The following is a 17,684-nucleotide window of genomic DNA, read 5'->3' on the forward strand; positions in this document are numbered from 1 at the left end:
AGTGTGAAATACGTTGCGGCGTTTTATTAATACTCAGGATGACCCGTCTTCAAGCATCGTCTGGAATTGCAGTGGGCATGATAAAACTTTTAAATACGACTAGCGCAGCACAAAACATTATCACGGCAGCAATGGCAAATCCGACACTTGCACCGATATTGATAGAAAAATGAGTTCCTGTTACCAGTATTCCTAGCAGAGCAACACCCACAGCAGCGCCAGTTTGGCGCATTGCATTAATAGCTGCGGAAGCAGTAGCCGCTTTATTGGGAGGAGCTTGATACAGGCAGGAGGCGATGATAGCCGGTGTCGCAATTCCGCCGCCGAGCGTCATTAGAAACAGGAATCCAACAAAAGTTTTATAAGATGCGTCGGTATAGGTCAGCAAGGCAAGGCTGGAATAGTTTATCGTCGCGATAAGCAAACCGATGACAATAGTCAGGCGAACTCCTATTCGTTCAGAGATAGCGCTACTGGCGGTATTGGCTAATGCAATAACGGCAAACGTCAGCAGGGCCAAGCCGGTCATTAGCGGAGAAAAACCACGGTATACCTGAAAGTACACAGTCAACAGGAAGATTGAGCCGTAAAAAGCCAAATTCATGATTGCGCCTAATAAAAGGCTGAGAGAGAAAATCCGGTTTCTTAATAAGCTAAGGGGTAAAAAGGCGTTTACACTATTTTTGATATGTACAATCAGCATAATGCATGCAAATGCAAATATTCCCAGACACAGCAATAATGTCTGAGTGAAGGCATAACTTTTTCCAAACTGAATTAAAAGATAAATCAGCGAAAAACTGGTTATCACAAAAAGCAGAATGCCTTTGTGATCGATATTGCGCATTCGTGGCGTTGCCGGTTCATGAACATAAAACATTGTTAAAATTATTCCGACCATACAAATCGGGATATTTAGCAGAAATAGAGCATGCCACGAAATATGCTTGAGGATTAGACCGCCAAAAAATGGTCCAGCTGCGCTAATCACTCCTCCGATAGCGCTCCACCAACCAATGGCTTTACGCCGTAAAGACGAGTTATCGCCACATGCGCCTGTCAGTAATGATAGAGATGAGGGGACGATAAGTGCCGCGCCAATCCCTTGAAAAACTCGCCCCAAAATCATGAGATTTAGAGAGGGAGATAAAGCGCATAGCAAAGAGGCCAACAAAAAAAGACCTATCCCGGCCAGGTTGATATTTTTACTGCCATATTTGTCGCTTAACCCTCCTGCAGCCAGTAGCAAAGCAGCAAAGACTATTACATAGGCATCTGGTATCCACTGCAAGATTGAGATATCAGCGTCGAAAACACGAGAAAAAGTGGGGAGCGCAACATTCACGATGGTCACATCCAGCTGAACAACAACATAGCCCAGCGCGGTAATCAACGCGTTAATAAATACCTTGGTGGGAAACAAAGTATCAATTTTGAGGTTTTCACCAGAATGCATAGGCTCTCTTCTAAATGACTTTATTCATGTTTGCCGCGTGATTTAAGGATAATAGCCTAGAATAATTGATTTGTGGAGTGGTTAATCTACAATGATTTCCACATTGTATACACTGGGCATTGAGGTCAATTATGAAAAAAAATCTCGGTAGACCTAGAGAGTTCGACCCAAATGACTTTCTTGACATCGCACTAGACTGCTTCTGGACGAAGGGCTATCAGACCACCTCAATAAGCGACCTAATGAAAGCGTCGGGGCTTGCAAGCGCAAGTATTTACAAGCTTTATCCCGATAAACGAAGCATTTTTTTTGCTGCACTTTCGCAATATATGGAGCAAGGTTTAGGGCGTTTACGAACACGGGCGCAGAAAAAATCACCCGAGGCTGCTTTGCGGGAAACCCTTGAGTACGGAGCATTGCTTTCAACGGGCGCTGAAGGAGAGCGGGGCTGTTTTACTATCGCAGCAGCCAGTGAACTTTTGCCTGGAGATGATGAAGTTAAAGTGAAAGTGCGCAACAAATTTAATGAGATTAAAGAAAACCTGCTGAATATCCTACTACTGGGTCAGCAGATGAAAATTTTCAGAACCGATATTGAAGCTGCTGTCATGGCCGAAACGATTTTTATGATGCTGGAGGGAATGCGGGTGTACGGTAAGGTTAGTCCCGACTATCAGTCACTGGTAAAGGCTAACGAATTTATTATCGGCAGCGTAATGGCGACTCACACTGCCGAGGATCGTGAACTGTAGGCGATTCGGTTATGCAGATTCTTTTCTTGGATCACTTCAACAAACCAAGATGCTCAACCAGGATAGAAGTGCCGATGCCTATCAGCACTAGGCCGCCGAGCACTTCAGCCCATTTACCGATAGCGCCACCGAGGAAACGGCCAAGCAGCATGCCTGCCGTCGCCATGATGGTGGTGGCTGCACCGATAGTTAGCGCCATTACCAGAATGTTGACCTGCAGGAAGGCCAGACCTACGCCCACGGCCATCGCATCCAGGCTGGTGGCGATCGCGGTAGTCACTAATAGCCAGAAGCCGTGTCGGCTCGGAATATCCGCCTCTTCGACTTTATCTTTCTTAAAAGCTTCGGTAATCATGCGCACGCCTAAAATCAGCAGCAGGATGAAAGCCACCCAGTGGTCCCAGCTCATGATGAACTTACTGGCGGCGAGGCCGATGCCCCAACCAATAATCGGCGTAATGGCTTCGATAACACCGAAAATTAAACCGGTACGCAGCGCTTCTCTTAACGGAGGACGATGCAATGAGGCTCCCTTACCGATGGCGGCAGCAAAGGCGTCCATTGACATGCCAAAAGCTAAAATCAAGATTGCGTAAGTGTTCATAAAACAGACCAGTGATGCCTTTAATAGAGAAGAAAGGCTATTAATTTAAAGAGGCGGCTAGTCTGCCATAAAAAAGAAAATAAAAAAACCATATTTTTCATGTACTTATAGCAAGTGGTAAGAGTCTTAGCACAGGCTATACTTGGGCAAAACATCCACAATAGTGTTAAAAAATCATCAGCAGACAAATGAAAACATTGAGTAAATATAGAAACTTAATCAAGAGAGCGGGAAAGATTAGGCGGATATGCTTCAACCCTTATGCCACAGCCTTTGCAGGGTTAAAACACTTTTGTACAATTACAAAAGTTAGGGTCTTTGAAAAAAGATTTGCGACGGGTCGAAACATCCCACAAAGCTGAGTTGTGGGATGGAATAATGGAGAGGGCGATCAGTTAATCAGCGCGCCGCCCTCGATATCAATTACGGAACCGGTAACAAACGGGTTATCGATGACAAACAGATAGCCATTGGCCACATCCTCTGCTCGTCCCCATCTTTGCGCCGGTAGTGCGGCCGCAGCTTTTTCCAGCATTTGCTGGCGGGCTTCAGGAGCCATCGCCGAATAGGCTTCGGTATCGGTTAGCCCGGGACTGACGGCATTCACCCTCAATGGCGATAATTCTTTAGCGAGGATTTTAACCGCGGACTCAAGAGCGGCGTTCATCGCAGTTTTTACTATCGTGCCTGCCACTGTTCGACGAGCCAGAAAACCACTGGTAAAGGTCAGCGTCCCGCCGGGCTTTAGCAAGCCGCCAAGGTGTTGAGCAATTGCCAGACTGCCCCAGAACTTGGTTTCAAATGCCTGTTTCGCCGCAGAAAGATCTACTGAGCTGAGAGGGCCACCCGGTGCCTGTGACCCTGCCGTCACCACGATATTGTCAACCGGGCCTAAGGTTTTCGCTAAGTCACGCAGTTCTTGCTCATTGGCAATATCTAAGGTCAGAGTGTCGATTGAGGATTTCTCCGACAACTGTTTAGCGGCTTGCTGAAGTTTTTGCGTATTGCGGCCAGCTAAAACGATCGCATCTCCGCGTGAGGTCAGCAGTTGTGCAACTGAGTAGCCAATACCTGAAGCGCCGCCGATGATTAATGTACGTTGTTGGCTCATGATTTTTTCCTGTCGTTGAGAGTATTCAACAACTTTACGCTTTCAAATCCGCTTTGATAATGGAGGTGAAAGTTGAAGCTCTATTCAGGAAAACAGAATAATACGGCTATCCCAGGCAATGCGGCGCAGCGAACTTGGCAATAAATGAGTGATAAGGCATTGAGTGGAAAAACAATCTCAGCTTTCGAGCTTACTGTCATATTCCTGCCGTGCGCGCTCGACTGCGGGCAAATTATCTTGAGTCCAGTTGAACAGGGCCTCGAAAGGAACTTTCAGCGTGCGGCCAAGCGGCGTTATCTCGTATTCAACGGCGATCGGCGAAGTATCAATGACATGACGTTCAATAATGCCGTTGCGCTGTAATTTTCTCAGACTCTGGGTTAGCGCTTTTTGCGTGATGCCTTCCAGTTCGCGCTTTAGCACGTTGAAACGCCGTGGTTGCTGGCACAGAATGGCGAGTATCAGCACTGACCATTTATCGGCAATTTGGTCCAGCAATAATCTATGCGGGCAGCTTGCGCGAATAAGAATGGGATGTTCGTCAGACATGGTAGTTTCCTTGAGTATACCTGGTAGCTTTTAAGTGCCTAATTGACACCTAGTATACACAATATACTATCAAGGCTACTAACCCTAACGGAGTATTAGCCTGTGACCACTTCCAATGTAGACATACTGTTCCAGCCTTTTCATTTGAAAAACCTGACATTAAAGAACCGAATCGTGATGGCACCCATGACGCGATCTTTTGCGACGCAAGGTATTCCCGGGCAAGAGATCGCGGCTTATTACCAGCGCCGTGCCGAGGGGGAAGTTGGGCTGATTCTGACTGAGGGCACGGTCATCAACCGACCTGCCTCACGAAACGAAGCCAATATTCCTTTCTTCCACGGAGAGCAGGCACTGGCTGGCTGGAAAAAAGTAGCTGCCGATGTTCATGCTGCCGGTGGCAAGATAGGGCCACAGCTTTGGCATACGGGATCGGTTGCCAGTTTTCTGTCGGATTGGGTTCCCGATGCGCCGGTAGAGAGTCCATCGGCACTTGTCGCGCCCGATCAACCGCGCGGTGATGCCATGAGCGAAGAGGCGATTGCAGACACTATTTCCGCATTTGCCCAGGCTGCGTCCGATGCAAAACGTCTAGGTTTTGACGTGGCTGAGATCCACGGCGCGCACGGTTACTTGATCGACCAATTCTTCTGGTCTGGCACTAACCTGCGTACTGACAACTACGGCGGCGCGACGCTGAAACAGCGAGCTCGTTTTGCCGCCGAAGTGGTGAAAACCATGCGCGAAGCCGTCGGGCCTGATTTTCCGCTGATTTTGCGCGTAAGCCAGTGGAAGCAGCAGGACTTTACGGTACGCCTTGCCCCTACGATTACAGAAATGACCGACTGGTTATTACCTTTGGTTGAGGCCGGTGTCGATATTCTTCACTGCTCGCAGCGCCGTTTTTGGGAACCCGAGTTTCCTGAAATTGACGGGGAGCAGGGTTTAAATTTCGCGGGTTGGGCAAAAAAACTCACCGGAGCGGCAACGATTAGCGTGGGTTCAGTGGGCTTGGCGGGCGATTTTATGAGCGCTTTTGCCGGTGAAACTTCCCATCCGGCCAGCATCGAGAATCTGATCGCCCGCCTCGAACGCAACGAGTTTGACCTGATTGCCGTGGGCCGTGCACTGTTGAGTGACCCGCAGTGGGTGACTAAAATCCGCACTGGCAATCACGCTGAGTTGAAAGATTTTACCGCCGCCGCGTTGGCCGAACTGGTTTAATCAGCGCTTGTTTGTCACGCAGCTTATTTGGCCGAGGCGCGTTTATGCCGAAAGTACGTGATAAGCGTGCGGGATAAAAATGCCAGCTCCGTCAAGGTTGCGGCGGGGGAATGGGCCAGAATACCCATATTACTCAACTCGCCAGACATCAGGATGCTGCGGGCTGGCGGCTTCGTGGTATATATCCCCTAGCCAGCCCGCGATCTCGTATTCTTCGAGATATTCAGGAATGATTATCTCGTACAGTCGCGAATACTTTCGTTCAGACATATCGACGCGAAAGACCTGCCAGCTTTGCTCGACGCGTTTCACGCCAAGATAGCGACCAAATACGTTAAATATCATCATTGGTTATTTTCTGCTCCAAAATTTAAGCAATGGTGTTACCGTTATTCCGTGGACTAACACACTGGCGGTAATGATAGTAATTGCCAGATTGGTCATCATAATCGCTTCATGGCCTTGCAGACCATTGGCATAGGCGTAAGCAATATAATTTATGCTGCCAATACCCCTTATCCCGAGCCAACCAAAGAGTAAACGCTGCTGTTTTGAATAAGAAGATCCCCAGGTCGAGATATAAACAGCTAAAGGTCGGACGATACAAAAAATCGCAAATGCCAGCACCAACCCCATTGGGTCCCAATGCTGAGCAAGCGTAACGCCTAATACGATCACAATAGCCGCTGCGAACAGCCGTTCAATGGTTTCCCCGAAAGACAGGGCATCGCCAATGACGAGTCCGACAGACTTTAGCGGCGTTCGGTGCTCAATTTCCATTGAATGTCGCGTATGCGGATTGATCATCATTTCGGCGGGAGGGTTGTCATCCTCATCTTCCGCAGTGGGATTTTTTTGCTGTACTCTCAGCTCGGCGCTACGCAGGCCAACACCTGCAGCAAAGGCGGCAAGGAAACCTGAGGCTTCTACGGAAATAGCCAGCGCGAAGCTTAGGCAAATAAGCGACAGCGCGATAAAATCACTCGGTGCGACCTCACCCTGTACGTGCCGCCAGTGGGTTGAGATGAGCCCGATTAGCCTGCCAAGCCCGTAACCTATACCCAGTCCAATGACCAAGGCCCACAGAACGTCAACCGCGAACCAGTGTAGCCATTGCATGCTGCTTAACGCGCCGTCGGCGTTATGCCAAAGCAGCGCCAGCATCAGTAAAGGCAGGGCAGTACCATCGTTCAGCCCGGCTTCGCTTGAGAGGGCAAGCCGCAAACTATCGTCGTCGCGCGAATCATTGATGGCAATAAGGCTGGCAAGCACTGGGTCAGTGGGGGCAATTACCGCAGCTAAGGCCAGAGATATTGGCCATGAAATTCCGGTGAGATAATGCGCGATAATCATAATACCGAGCACGGTTAAAATCATCCCCGGCCCGGCCAGCCGGAAACCGATTTTCCAGATGCTGGCTCTTAAAGGCAGGCGAATTTTTAATCCGGTTATAAATAGTGAAGTGGCAATGGCAATTTCAGTTACGCGGCTGACAATAGTTGAATGCGCTAACACGTCCAGGCGTAAAACATCAAATCCCCACGGTCCACACAGAATTCCGACCAGCAGATAAATGCCGAAAATGGGGATTGGAGTACGATTTATCCAACCGAATGAAAGTGACATCAGCAGTAGCAGCCCACCTGTTGCTGCTGTCCATGCGAGATAGTTCATGATTCCCCTGAAATAACTGGTTAAAAAATAGCAAAAATAAAGGCTTAGCATATTGATTATAGTACAGACAAAAAAATACCCGCACGCGGCGGGCAAAGTTGCTTAGAACACAGGGGAAAAGACTAATAAAGCTAGCAGAGCTTTTGTTATATTGCTAATCGGGCAGGAAAAAATAATTCTCAAATCAACGTTGATTAGTCGTTAATTGTGGCAAGTTTAGTGGGGAGTCAAAATAACATTTGTGCATTTGAATTTGCACTCTTGGCTTATTCATTTTTAGCGTTAGCTTTGCCGTTATTGAGCATTTACCTTTATCGCAAAAAGCGGAATATTTGATTTAAAACATAAACGCACTGCGCTGTCTGGTACTTAGATCAATCACTCTCGTTTGCTTATCCTCGATGCCGTGGAGACCCAGGATTGATGGAATCATTTACCAAAATGCTTTAATTGCCGAGTGCCGATATCCCTTTTGTCTGATTATTATTTTGGAGTTGAGCATGACTATCCACAATGCTATTACCGAGTTGGTAGGCAATACGCCATTATTAAGGCTTAATCGATTTAGTGAGCGGTTTAATTTGGACGTCGACCTGCTTGCCAAACTGGAGTATTTCAATCCAAATCACAGCATCAAAGATCGTATTGCACTGGCCATGATTGAAGAAGCCGAACGCACGGGTAAATTAAAACCCGGCGTGACGCTGGTAGATACAACCAGTGGGAATACCGGGATTGGATTGGCGGCAATTGCCGCAGCAAAAGGTTATAAATTTCGCGTTTATTTACACGATAAACTCAGCGATGAGCGTTTTGCTATTCTCAGCGCGTTTGGGGCCGAAATTATTCCATTCAGTCACGTACCGGGGTTTGATAAAATACTCGAAAACAGCGACGGCGATTTTGTAGCCGCCGCCAAATGGCTGGCGGATAATGTGATCCGTAAAGAGCCGAACATTTTTTTCACCTACCAATTGGAAAATCCGGCTAACCCTTTGGCGCATTATCGCAACACGGGGCCTGAAATCTGGCAGCAAACCGGCGGGCAGGTAGATATTGTTATCGCCTCGGTGGGTACCGGCGGTACGCTTTCAGGGGCGGGGAAATATCTCAGGCAGCTTAACCCGGATATCAAACTGATTGCCGTGGAACCCGGCGTGAATTCTATTCCTGACCGTGACAATCCTGAGGCCAAAGAAATTACCGGTGTTCATGCTTTTAGCCACGTTTTACCGGAGCGGGTGCCGTTAACGTTGGACAGAGAATTGTTCGACGAAGCTATCGCCATCGAAAGTTGGCAGGCGGTGCAGGCGGCTCGTGAAGTGGCAACAACCGATGGCATTTTGATTGGCGAATCTTCCGGTGCAGTACTGTTTGCTGCGCGAGTGGTGGCTCGTCGCCCGGAAAATAAAGGTAAGCGTATTGTCACTATTCTTGCCGACAGTGGCTTGACTTATCTGTCGACCGGCCTGTTTGATAGCACGCTCAGCGTTGAGCAAATAAAAATCGACGCCCTGCGCAAAAGCCGTGTCAGCGCCTAAGAATTCTACTAGCGTTTGCCAGTAAATTATGCCAAAGAATTTATTGTATTAACCCGATGCTATTTTGATGGCGAAGATGCTGCCCCTGCGGTAATACAAAGCGGGGCAGCATTGTAGTGAAGAATTTCGCAATGGAATTTTAGTAAAGAGTTACTGCTTATCCAGAGACCAAGTCGCAGTATTTACGTCAACACTTACCGGTAGTAGTCCGGTGCTCTTGAATTTATCGGCGATGATCTGCTGTTGTTTAAACACTTCCGGCGTCATTCGCTCCGCGCCGAACGGCATTCTCGCCAGTGCTTTTGCCCAGATCTTCTTGTCCAGACCGGTGGATGTAGACTGGATTTCTGCCGTTTCATCAGGATGCGCGTTTGCCCAGTCGCTGGTGGACTTTAGCTCGTCAATTAATTTCAACGCGGTTTGCGGATAAGTTTCGGCAAATTTTCTGCTCGACAGGAAGAAAGTGTAATGTGGCACCAAATCCACGGCGTTGGTCACTTCTCGGGCGTTGGCATGGGTTTCCACTTCAGCCAGGAACGGGTCCCAGATAGCCCACGCATCAATGGCTCCGCGTTGGAAGGCGGCGCGGGCATCGCTTGGGGCCAGGTATACTGGGGTAATGTCTTTATAACTCAGACCGGCTTTCTCCAACGCAGCGACCAGCAAATAGTTGACGTCAGAACCTTTATTCAGCGCCACGCGTTTTCCCTTAAGATCGGCCACAGTTTTGATGGTCGAATTTGCGGGTACCACGATAGCTTCTGTTTTCGGACTGGCAGGAGAGTGCGCCAGATACACCAGATCGGCCTTCGCCGCCTGGGCAATCACTGGGGGTGCATCACCGGTTGCCGCGAGGTCAATACTTCCGACGTTGAGGCCTTCAAGCATTTGTGGACCCGCGGTGAATTCCACCCACTTAACCGCAATACCCTGTTTCTTGAAATCGGCATCCAGCGTGCCGCGATATTTCAGCAGCGCGAAAATATTGGCTTTTTGATAGCCAATATTGACCACTTTTGGCAACGCCTCGGCACTAGCCGAGGGTATCGAACCTAAAAGCACTGCCGCAGACAGCACACTACGCACTAAAATTTTCATTAATTGTTTTCCTGAGCTTATAGCTGAAAGATCGGTAGTGGAAAAAATATAACAAAATTCGTAATAAGCGCTTAATAGAATAAAGTCATAACTTAGATGAAAGCTTTACTCGGCCCAGACCGCATCGCGAACGTTAATAGCACGCGCAATTAATCCCAGCGCATAGAAACGATCGGCGATGGCTTGCTGGTCGCGGATAATCCCTAAACCCATTCTCTGGGTTTGATGACTGCGGCGCGCCAGCGCAAGATTTAGCGAATCTGTGGCCAGTCCAAGCTCGGCGGAGAGCAGGCTGGCCGCCTCGTTTCGGTTGGCATCGATATAACGCCCGGTCTGCACCAGCGCGTCCATCAACTGATGCAGCAGATCGCCTGAATGGGTGGCAAATTCGCGGTGCGCCAGATAAAACTGATGATTGTTCACCCGCCCGCTGCCGTTGGCGATAACGCGCAGTTGCCCGCAGCGTTCGGCGTCGCTGAGCAGCGGGTCCCACATCATCCAGGCATCAACGGCGTGGTGATCGCTGGGCGTCAGCGGATATTTAGGCGGCGAATACACGACTCTCACGTCGTCAAGCGTCAGGCCTGCCTCGTCGAGAATCTGCACCAGCAGATAATGAACGTTGGAACCTTTATTTACTGCGATACGTTTACCCCGCAGATCGCTGATATTTACGATGGGGCTTTCATTCGCGACCAGCAGCGCCACGCTTTGCGGTGCCGCAGGTTCCCAGGCGACATACAGCACCCGATTATCACTGGCCTGTGCAAACAGCGGCGGAACTTCGCCAGTGGTGCCGAAATCAATCTCGCCGTTGCTCAATGCATGCAGTAATTGAGGACCGGCGGGGAATTCACTCCACAGCACGCTAATCCCGCGGCCCGCGAACTGCTGTTCCAGCGATTGTCGCGCCTTGAGAATCCCGAGATTGCCAAATCTTTGATAGCCAATCCGCAGCTCGCGTTCATGGGGCGCGCGATTGCGGTGACTGCGCAGGCCGTTGCCACTGAGGCTGCGTCGCGGTTTGATTAAACCGAGATGCCCCAGATGCGTGCGCAGTGTGTGACGACTGATCCCCAGCAGCGACGCGGTTTGCAGCTGATTGCTGCCGCTGATTTCAAAGGCATTGCGCACCAGTGCATCGGTGACTCGTTGATAAATCTGCTGATTGCCGCTTTGCAGATGCTGACGGATAAAGTCGTCCAGCGCCTGTTCACTGGCGGGTAAAGTGTCTGCGCTCACCGAGCTGAGACGCAGTTGGCGTGGAGAAATGATCGTTTCGCGGCTGAGCAGCACGGCATTGTGCAGGGTATTTTCCAGCTCGCGAATATTGCCCGGCCACGGATATTCCATCAAGGCAGCCATCGTCTCGTCGCTAAGTTGTAGCTGAGGGCGGCCGAGACGACGGGCATACAGCCGCAGAAAGTGCTCTGCCAGCAGTGGAATATCTTCACGACGCTGGCGCAGCGGCGGCAGGGTTACGGCTGCAACATTGAGACGATAATAGAGATCTTCCCGGAAACGGCGTTCGCGGATCGCCTGCGCTAAATCAACGTGAGTCGCAGCAATTACCCGCACATTGACCTTCACGGCGCGGTGCGAGCCAACCCGGGTTACCTCACGTTCCTGCAACACTCGTAACAGTTTGACCTGCAAAGGTAAACTCAGCTCGCCTATTTCATCCAGCAGCAGCGTTCCGCCCTCGGCGGCTTCAAACCAACCCTGATGGCGATCGCGTGCGCCGGTAAATGCGCCTTTTTCATGACCAAACAGTTCCGACTCCGCCAGGCTTTCCGTGAGCGCACCGCAGTTCACTGCCAAAAATGGCTGCTGCCTGCGCGGGCTGTGGTGATGCAGATAACGGGCCACCACCTCTTTGCCGGTTCCGGTTTCCCCTACAATCAGCACAGTGGCGTCGGTAGGGGCGAGGCGGTCAAGCACGCTTTGAAAGGCGAGCGACGCGGGATCGATCAAAGTAGGGCCGTGATTCTGCATCTTTCACTCCAGCGGGTTGGTAAACGGTAAGAAACAATACCGTTGTACTGGCCGTTGAGCGAGACGGCAAAATTGAGATTTGTTGCAAATGCGGCAGCGTGGTGGCAGCGGCTGTTGCATTTGCAACAAATTTTTGGACATGCATAATTTTTAACGCATTGATATTTATTGATTTTAAATTTTTACCGTCTTGGCATACTTCCTGCTTTAACCTTTATAACCAAACGGATGTTTTGTATCTAATAAATTAAGATATCGTTATATAGGAAAGTGATAATGAGCGACTCAGTACAGGACAACATCAACGTATTCTGGTTTCTACCGACCCATGGAGACGGGCGTTATCTGGGAACCACTGAGGGTGGCCGTCCGGTAGATTTACCTTATTTACAACAAGTTGCATTAGCTGCCGATAGTCTCGGCTACTACGGCGTGCTCATTCCAACCGGTAAAAGCTGTGAAGATTCCTGGCTGGTAGCCTCGGCATTGGCACCGATTACCAAAAAACTGCGTTATCTGGTCGCGGTGCGTCCGGGACTGCAACCGCCGACGCTGGCGGCACGCATGGCGGCAACGCTGGATCGACTGTCAGAAGGCCGCTTGCTTATCAACGTGGTGACCGGCGGCGATCCGGTAGAAAACAAAGGCGACGGTATTTTCCTCAGCCACGCCGAGCGTTATCAGGTGACGCGCGAATTCCTTGACGTTTATTCCCGCCTGCTGAAGGGCGAAAAAGTTGATTACCACGGCGAACATATTCATGTCGAGGGCGCTGAAGTGCTGTTTCCGCCGGTTCAGGAAGATGGCCCACCGCTGTATTTCGGAGGGTCTTCTGACGAGGCCATCGACGTGGCGGCTAATCAGATCGACACCTACCTGACCTGGGGTGAACCGGTGGAGCAGGTTAAAGAGAAGCTTGAAGTGGTGCGCAGACGTGCCACCGCGCGTGGTCGTAAACTGAATTACGGCATTCGTTTGCACGTTATTGTGCGTGAAACCGAAGAGGAAGCCTGGGCAGCCGCTGACCGTTTAATTGCTCATCTTGATGAAGACACTATCGCCGCCGCGCAGAAAATTTTTGCGCGCATGGATTCCACCGGGCAGGCACGTATGAGCGCCCTGCACGGCGGTTCTCTCGACGGACTGCGTATTGCGCCAAACCTGTGGGCCGGTGTCGGGCTGGTTCGCGGCGGCGCGGGGACGGCGCTTGTGGGTAATCCGCAGCAGGTCGCCGAGCGTATTCGTGAGTATCAGGCGCTGGGCATCGAGAACTTTATCTTCTCTGGTTATCCGCACCTCGAAGAGGCTCATCGCTTTGCCGAACTGGTGATGCCGCTGCTGCCACTGGCCTTTAACGCCGAAAAAAAGCAGCGCACGGTGAATACCGGGCCGTTCGGCGAAACCATCGGTGGCGATCGCCGTCCGGTGAAACAAACCAGCGCCAGCTAAGGAACTATTCATGAGCCAACAATCAATCGATCAACCTATTCAGTTTGCCTATTGGGTGCCAAACGTTTCTGGCGGGCTGGTGATCAGCAATATTGAACAGCGCACCAGCTGGGATTTCGACTACAACCGCAAGCTGGCGCAAATCGCCGAACGTGCCGGGTTCGATTACGCACTGACGCAAATTCGTTTTACCGCCGGTTACGGGGCTGACAATCAGCATGAGTCCGTGAGTTTTTCTCAGGGGCTACTCGGTGCTACCGAAAAGCTGAAAGTGATTGCCGCACTGCTGCCCGGTCCGTGGAATCCTACATTGGCGGCCAAACAAATCGCCACTATCAGCCATCTAACCCATGCCCGCATCGCGGTAAATATCGTCAGCGGCTGGTTTCGCGGTGAGTTTAAGGCGATTGGCGAGCCGTGGTTGGACCACGAAGAACGCTACCTGCGATCCGAAGAGTTTATCCGCTGCCTTCGCGGTATTTGGCAGGAGGAAACGTTTAATTTTGCCGGTGATTTCTACCGCTATCGTGACTATGTGATGAAGCCAAAACCGCTTAATCCGCTGCCAGAAATCTTCCAGGGTGGCAGTTCACGCGCGGCTCGCGACATGGCCGCTCGTGTCTCCGACTGGTATTTCACCAATGGCAATAGTGTAGAAGGCATCCGCCAGCAGGTTGAAGATATTCAGCTGAAAGCAGCTGCTAATCAGCATCAGGTCAAGGTAGGCGTTAACGGTTTTGTCATTGCCCGCGATACCGAACAGCAGGCGCAGCAGGTATTGCAGGAAATTGTGGCTCAGGCCAATCCCGAAGCGGTAAAAGGCTTTGCCCATGAGGCAAAAAATGCCGGAAATGCTTCGCCTGAAGGTGAAGGTAACTGGGCAAAATCCACCCTTGAAGATTTAGTCCAATATAACGATGGCTTTAAAACCAATCTGATTGGTACACCGCAGCAAATTGCCGAGCGCATCATTGCACTGAAAAATACCGGCGTCAGTCTGATGCTGCTGGGCTTCCTGCACTTCCATGAGGAGGTCGAGTTCTTTGGCCGCGAGGTTATCCCGCGGGTTCGTGAATTGGAACGCCAGCAGCAGCGGGAGCTGGCGCATGGCTGACCGGCGTATCGTCATCGTCGGCGGCGGTTTTTCTGGTACCGCGCTGGCAGTACACCTGCTGCGCAACGGCGCTAGTGGACTGAAAGTTACGGTGATAGAACCCCGTGAACAGCTGGCGCGCGGCGTGGCCTATGGCACGCAGGATCCGGCGCATCGCATCAATGTGCCAGCCGAGCGGATGCAGCTTTCAGCAGCCGAAGAGGGCGATTTTGATCGCTGGTATCGAACCACCGAGGCTTTTAATGAAGATACTGCGGCCCGCTGGCACGACGGCAAAGTCTATCCGCAGCGCGGCCAGTTTGGTGTTTATATCGCCGAACAGCTTTCCCGCGCGGCAGCGTCTTCTCCTGTCGAGTTGACCCACGTCCGCGAGCCGGCGGTGGCGCTGGAGGGCGACACAGTGATCACCGCTTCCGGCCAGCGTTACCAGGCTGATGAGGTGGTGCTGGCAATCAGCCACCCTCCACCGGCATTGCCCGGCGCGCTTGAAGCATTAAAAGATCACCCGGCAGTGATTGCCAATCCGTGGGAGGTTGATGCTTTGGACCGTGTTGCAGAACAGGATCGCGTGGCGATCATCGGCAGCGGTTTAACCATGTCTGACGTAGTGGCTTCGCTAAATCGATTGGGTCATCAGGGGCCGGTGGTGGCATTTTCCCGCCGTGGCCAGCTGCCGCGCCCGAATCTCGGCGGTTCTTTTGAACCGCGCCCGTTGAATTATCAGCAACAACAAGCCAGCACCGCGCGCGGCTGGTTGCGACGGGTCCGCCAGGAGGTGGCGCAGGCGGCGGAGCAAAACCTGCCTTGGCAGCTGGTACTGGATGACATTCGCCTTCACGGCCAACAGCTGTGGCAGCAACTTTCCCTAAACGAGCAGCGCCGTTTTTTGCGCCACCTCCGCCCGTGGTGGGACGTGCACCGCTACCGCATTGCACCGCAGGTCAGCGCGGTGATTGAACAGCTGCACAGTGAAGGGCGTTTGCAGCTTCAGGCGGCTCGTCTGCTGAGTGCCAAAGCCGAAGGTAATGCTTTGCGGCTGACTCTGCAGCCACGAGGCGGCGAACCGAAGATTTTGCTCGTCGATAAGCTGGTAGTCACTACCGGACCGGCTCACGGCACCTTGCTAAAAACCGATGCGTTGCTTAACCAACTGGCGACGCAGGGGCTGATTCAGGCCGATCCGCTGGCGCTGGGCATCGCTGTCAATGCTGATTCGCAGACCTTAAATCTCGACAACGAGGCCAACCCGCATCTTTACGTGGTGGGTCCATCGGCGCGTGGCCGTTTTGGCGAGCTGATGGGTCTGCCGCAGGTTGCCGAACATGCTGAAACGGTGGCTCGTCAATTGCTGGACATCCACGCTAGCCAGCCGGTTGAGCGATGTCCAACTTCACCGAAAATCTTCTGATATTTTCCTGATTTTTTTGTGAGTTTTTCCTGATTTATTCAGATAACTATTGTGATCCGGGCAGCCTGCAGAGACCCGGTTATCCAGGGAGTACGCTATGTCATCGCAACGTGAAATTCGCTTAAACGCTTTTGATATGAACTGTGTCGGTCACCAGTCACCGGGTCTGTGGGCACATCCGCGCGACCGCTCATGGCAGTATAAAGATTTGGAATATTGGACCGATTTGGCACGATTGCTGGAGCGCGGAAAATTCGACGGCCTGTTTATCGCCGACGTGCTGGGGGTGTACGACGTGCTGGATGGTAACAACGACGCGGCCATTCGCAACGCCACTCAGGTGCCGGTCAATGATCCGTTGGCGCTGATTACCCCGATGGCGCTGGTTACCGAGCATCTTGGATTCGGCCTGACGGCGTCGTTGTCGTTTGAACATCCTTATCCGTTTGCCCGTCGCCTGTCGACCTTGGATCATCTGACCAAGGGGCGCATTGGCTGGAATATCGTGACTTCGTATTTGGAAAGCGGCGCGCGCAATATTGGCTATCAGGCGCAGGCCGATCATGACGCACGCTATGACTACGCCGACGAATATTTACAGGTGGTCTACAAGCTGCTGGAGGGGAGCTGGGAAGAGGGTGCAATCTTACGCGACCGCGAGCGTCGGGTGTTCAGTGATCCAGGTAAAATCCACCCGATTAATCATCAGGGAACCTTCTTCCAGGTGCCGGGAATTCACCTTTGTGAGCCGTCACCGCAGCGCACGCCGGTTCTTTATCAGGCAGGGGCTTCCAGTCGCGGCAAGCAGTTCGCCGCCGAACATGCCGAGTGCGTGTTCGTTGCCGTGCCGTCAAAAGTGCTGCTGAAGAAAACGGTGGCGGATATTCGTCGTCGTGCCGCAGAGGCTGGGCGCGATCCGCGCAAGGTACTGATTTTCAATCTGCAAACAGTGATCGTCGGCGAAACCGACCAGCAGGCACAGGCCAAGTGGCTGGATTATAAAAGTTATGTCAGCTACGAGGGCGCACTGGCGCTGATCTCCGGCTGGACCGGCATCGACTTTGGGCAATATCAGCCGGATCAGGTGCTAAAACATCTGCACACCAACGCCATTCAGTCGGCAGTTGAAACCTTCTCGACCGCCGATCCTGACCGCCAGTGGACCGTGCAGGCATTGGCAGACTGGGTCGGCATTGGCGGCTTTGGTCCACTGATTGTCGGAAGTGCCGCAACAGTGGCCGACGAGCTGCAAAGCTGGGTCGAAGAGACCGATGTTGACGGTTTTAATCTGGCCTATGCGGTGACGCATGAAACCTTTACCGACGTAGTTGACTTGCTGGTGCCCGAGCTACAAAAACGTGGCGTTTACAAGCAGGATTACCAGACGGGCACGCTGCGTGAAAAATTGTTTAATCAGGGTGACCGTTTGCAGGCACCGCATCCGGGCGCGGGTTATCGCCGCAACACAGAGCAGGAAACCCAGCCTGTGCAAAGCTAATGAAAGGTAAGTTTTAACCTGTTTTCTGGTTCGCAACCGGGTCGGCTCCATGCTTGCCCGGCTTTTGCATTGCTATTAATTAATTCTTTCAACTTATTGATTTTAATGAATTTATTATCAATATTTGTTGTTTGTTATCCCCCGTAAAGCCCTTTATAACTGCTTCTTAGTACTTGTTAAAAGCGGTTGCACCTGTTTGCCAACACTTCTC

General features: G+C 51.4%; 15 protein-coding genes. 7 read left to right on the forward strand and 8 right to left on the reverse strand.

All coding sequences use genetic code 11. The features are described from left to right. Positions 1–49: 49 nt before the first annotated feature. The gene (locus tag AB3G37_RS09220; RefSeq protein ID WP_369790431.1) at positions 50–1,456 is read right to left on the reverse strand and encodes an MFS transporter; all 1,407 of its coding nucleotides are present in this window, start codon (positions 1,454–1,456) and stop codon (positions 50–52) included. A gap of 131 nt (positions 1,457–1,587) precedes the next feature. On the opposite strand from AB3G37_RS09220, the gene AB3G37_RS09225 reads away from it, so the two are divergent. Continuing rightward, a complete protein-coding gene (locus tag AB3G37_RS09225; RefSeq protein ID WP_369790432.1) occupies positions 1,588–2,208 on the forward strand; it encodes a TetR/AcrR family transcriptional regulator in 621 nt (206 codons plus the stop codon). Between the two features lie 31 nt (positions 2,209–2,239). Here the strand turns inward: AB3G37_RS09225 and mntP are convergent, their stop codons facing one another. From mntP to AB3G37_RS09240, 3 genes are all read right to left on the reverse strand, one after another. Further along, positions 2,240–2,812, reverse strand: a complete 573-nt coding sequence (gene mntP / locus AB3G37_RS09230) for a manganese efflux pump MntP (RefSeq protein WP_369790433.1) — start codon at positions 2,810–2,812, stop codon at positions 2,240–2,242. A gap of 391 nt (positions 2,813–3,203) precedes the next feature. Next, positions 3,204–3,923: an SDR family oxidoreductase gene (locus tag AB3G37_RS09235; protein WP_369790434.1), complete on the reverse strand. Its 720-nt coding sequence runs from the start codon at positions 3,921–3,923 to the stop codon at positions 3,204–3,206. A 177-nt stretch (positions 3,924–4,100) separates the two neighbouring features. Continuing rightward, the gene (locus AB3G37_RS09240) at positions 4,101–4,472 is read right to left on the reverse strand and encodes a helix-turn-helix domain-containing protein (protein WP_009635099.1); all 372 of its coding nucleotides are present in this window, start codon (positions 4,470–4,472) and stop codon (positions 4,101–4,103) included. A 102-nt stretch (positions 4,473–4,574) separates the two neighbouring features. On the opposite strand from AB3G37_RS09240, the gene AB3G37_RS09245 reads away from it, so the two are divergent. Continuing rightward, on the forward strand, positions 4,575–5,696 hold the full coding sequence (locus tag AB3G37_RS09245) for an NADH:flavin oxidoreductase (protein WP_369790435.1): 1,122 nt from the start codon (positions 4,575–4,577) through the stop codon (positions 5,694–5,696). Positions 5,697–5,825: 129 nt separating this feature from the next. Here AB3G37_RS09245 and AB3G37_RS09250 read toward each other — a convergent pair whose 3' ends face one another. Next, positions 5,826–6,044: a hypothetical protein gene (locus tag AB3G37_RS09250; RefSeq protein ID WP_369790436.1), complete on the reverse strand. Its 219-nt coding sequence runs from the start codon at positions 6,042–6,044 to the stop codon at positions 5,826–5,828. Between the two features lie 3 nt (positions 6,045–6,047). After that, positions 6,048–7,370, reverse strand: a complete 1,323-nt coding sequence (locus tag AB3G37_RS09255; protein WP_369790437.1) for a cation:proton antiporter — start codon at positions 7,368–7,370, stop codon at positions 6,048–6,050. A 500-nt stretch (positions 7,371–7,870) separates the two neighbouring features. Here AB3G37_RS09255 and AB3G37_RS09260 point away from each other — a divergent pair, with 500 nt between their 5' ends. Next, entirely contained in the window at positions 7,871–8,911 is a 1,041-nt protein-coding gene (locus AB3G37_RS09260; RefSeq protein ID WP_369790438.1) for a PLP-dependent cysteine synthase family protein, read from the forward strand. Positions 8,912–9,061: 150 nt separating this feature from the next. Here AB3G37_RS09260 and AB3G37_RS09265 read toward each other — a convergent pair whose 3' ends face one another. Further along, positions 9,062–10,009 (reverse strand): aliphatic sulfonate ABC transporter substrate-binding protein, encoded by a 948-nt coding sequence (locus tag AB3G37_RS09265; RefSeq protein ID WP_369790439.1) that lies wholly within the window; start codon positions 10,007–10,009, stop codon positions 9,062–9,064. 105 nt (positions 10,010–10,114) lie between these two features. After that, positions 10,115–12,004, reverse strand: a complete 1,890-nt coding sequence (locus AB3G37_RS09270) for an aliphatic sulfonate ABC transporter substrate-binding protein (protein WP_369790440.1) — start codon at positions 12,002–12,004, stop codon at positions 10,115–10,117. A 276-nt stretch (positions 12,005–12,280) separates the two neighbouring features. Between AB3G37_RS09270 and ssuD the strand changes: the two genes are divergently transcribed. The 4 genes from ssuD (at position 12,281) to AB3G37_RS09290 (ending at position 17,473) form a co-directional block, all read left to right on the forward strand. Then, entirely contained in the window at positions 12,281–13,453 is a 1,173-nt protein-coding gene (ssuD, locus tag AB3G37_RS09275; RefSeq protein WP_369790441.1) for an FMNH2-dependent alkanesulfonate monooxygenase, read from the forward strand. A 10-nt stretch (positions 13,454–13,463) separates the two neighbouring features. Next, entirely contained in the window at positions 13,464–14,567 is a 1,104-nt protein-coding gene (sfnG, locus tag AB3G37_RS09280; RefSeq protein WP_369790442.1) for a dimethylsulfone monooxygenase SfnG, read from the forward strand. After that, positions 14,560–15,975 (forward strand): FAD/NAD(P)-binding protein, encoded by a 1,416-nt coding sequence (locus tag AB3G37_RS09285; protein ID WP_369790443.1) that lies wholly within the window; start codon positions 14,560–14,562, stop codon positions 15,973–15,975. The genes sfnG and AB3G37_RS09285 overlap by 8 nt, the downstream gene beginning before the upstream one ends. A gap of 97 nt (positions 15,976–16,072) precedes the next feature. After that, complete coding sequence (locus AB3G37_RS09290) at positions 16,073–17,473, forward strand: LLM class flavin-dependent oxidoreductase (RefSeq protein ID WP_369790444.1); 1,401 nt, start codon at positions 16,073–16,075, stop codon at positions 17,471–17,473. Positions 17,474–17,684 lie beyond the last annotated feature (211 nt).

The organism is Rouxiella sp. WC2420 (genome assembly GCF_041200025.1).
GTDB lineage: Bacteria > Pseudomonadota > Gammaproteobacteria > Enterobacterales > Enterobacteriaceae > Rouxiella.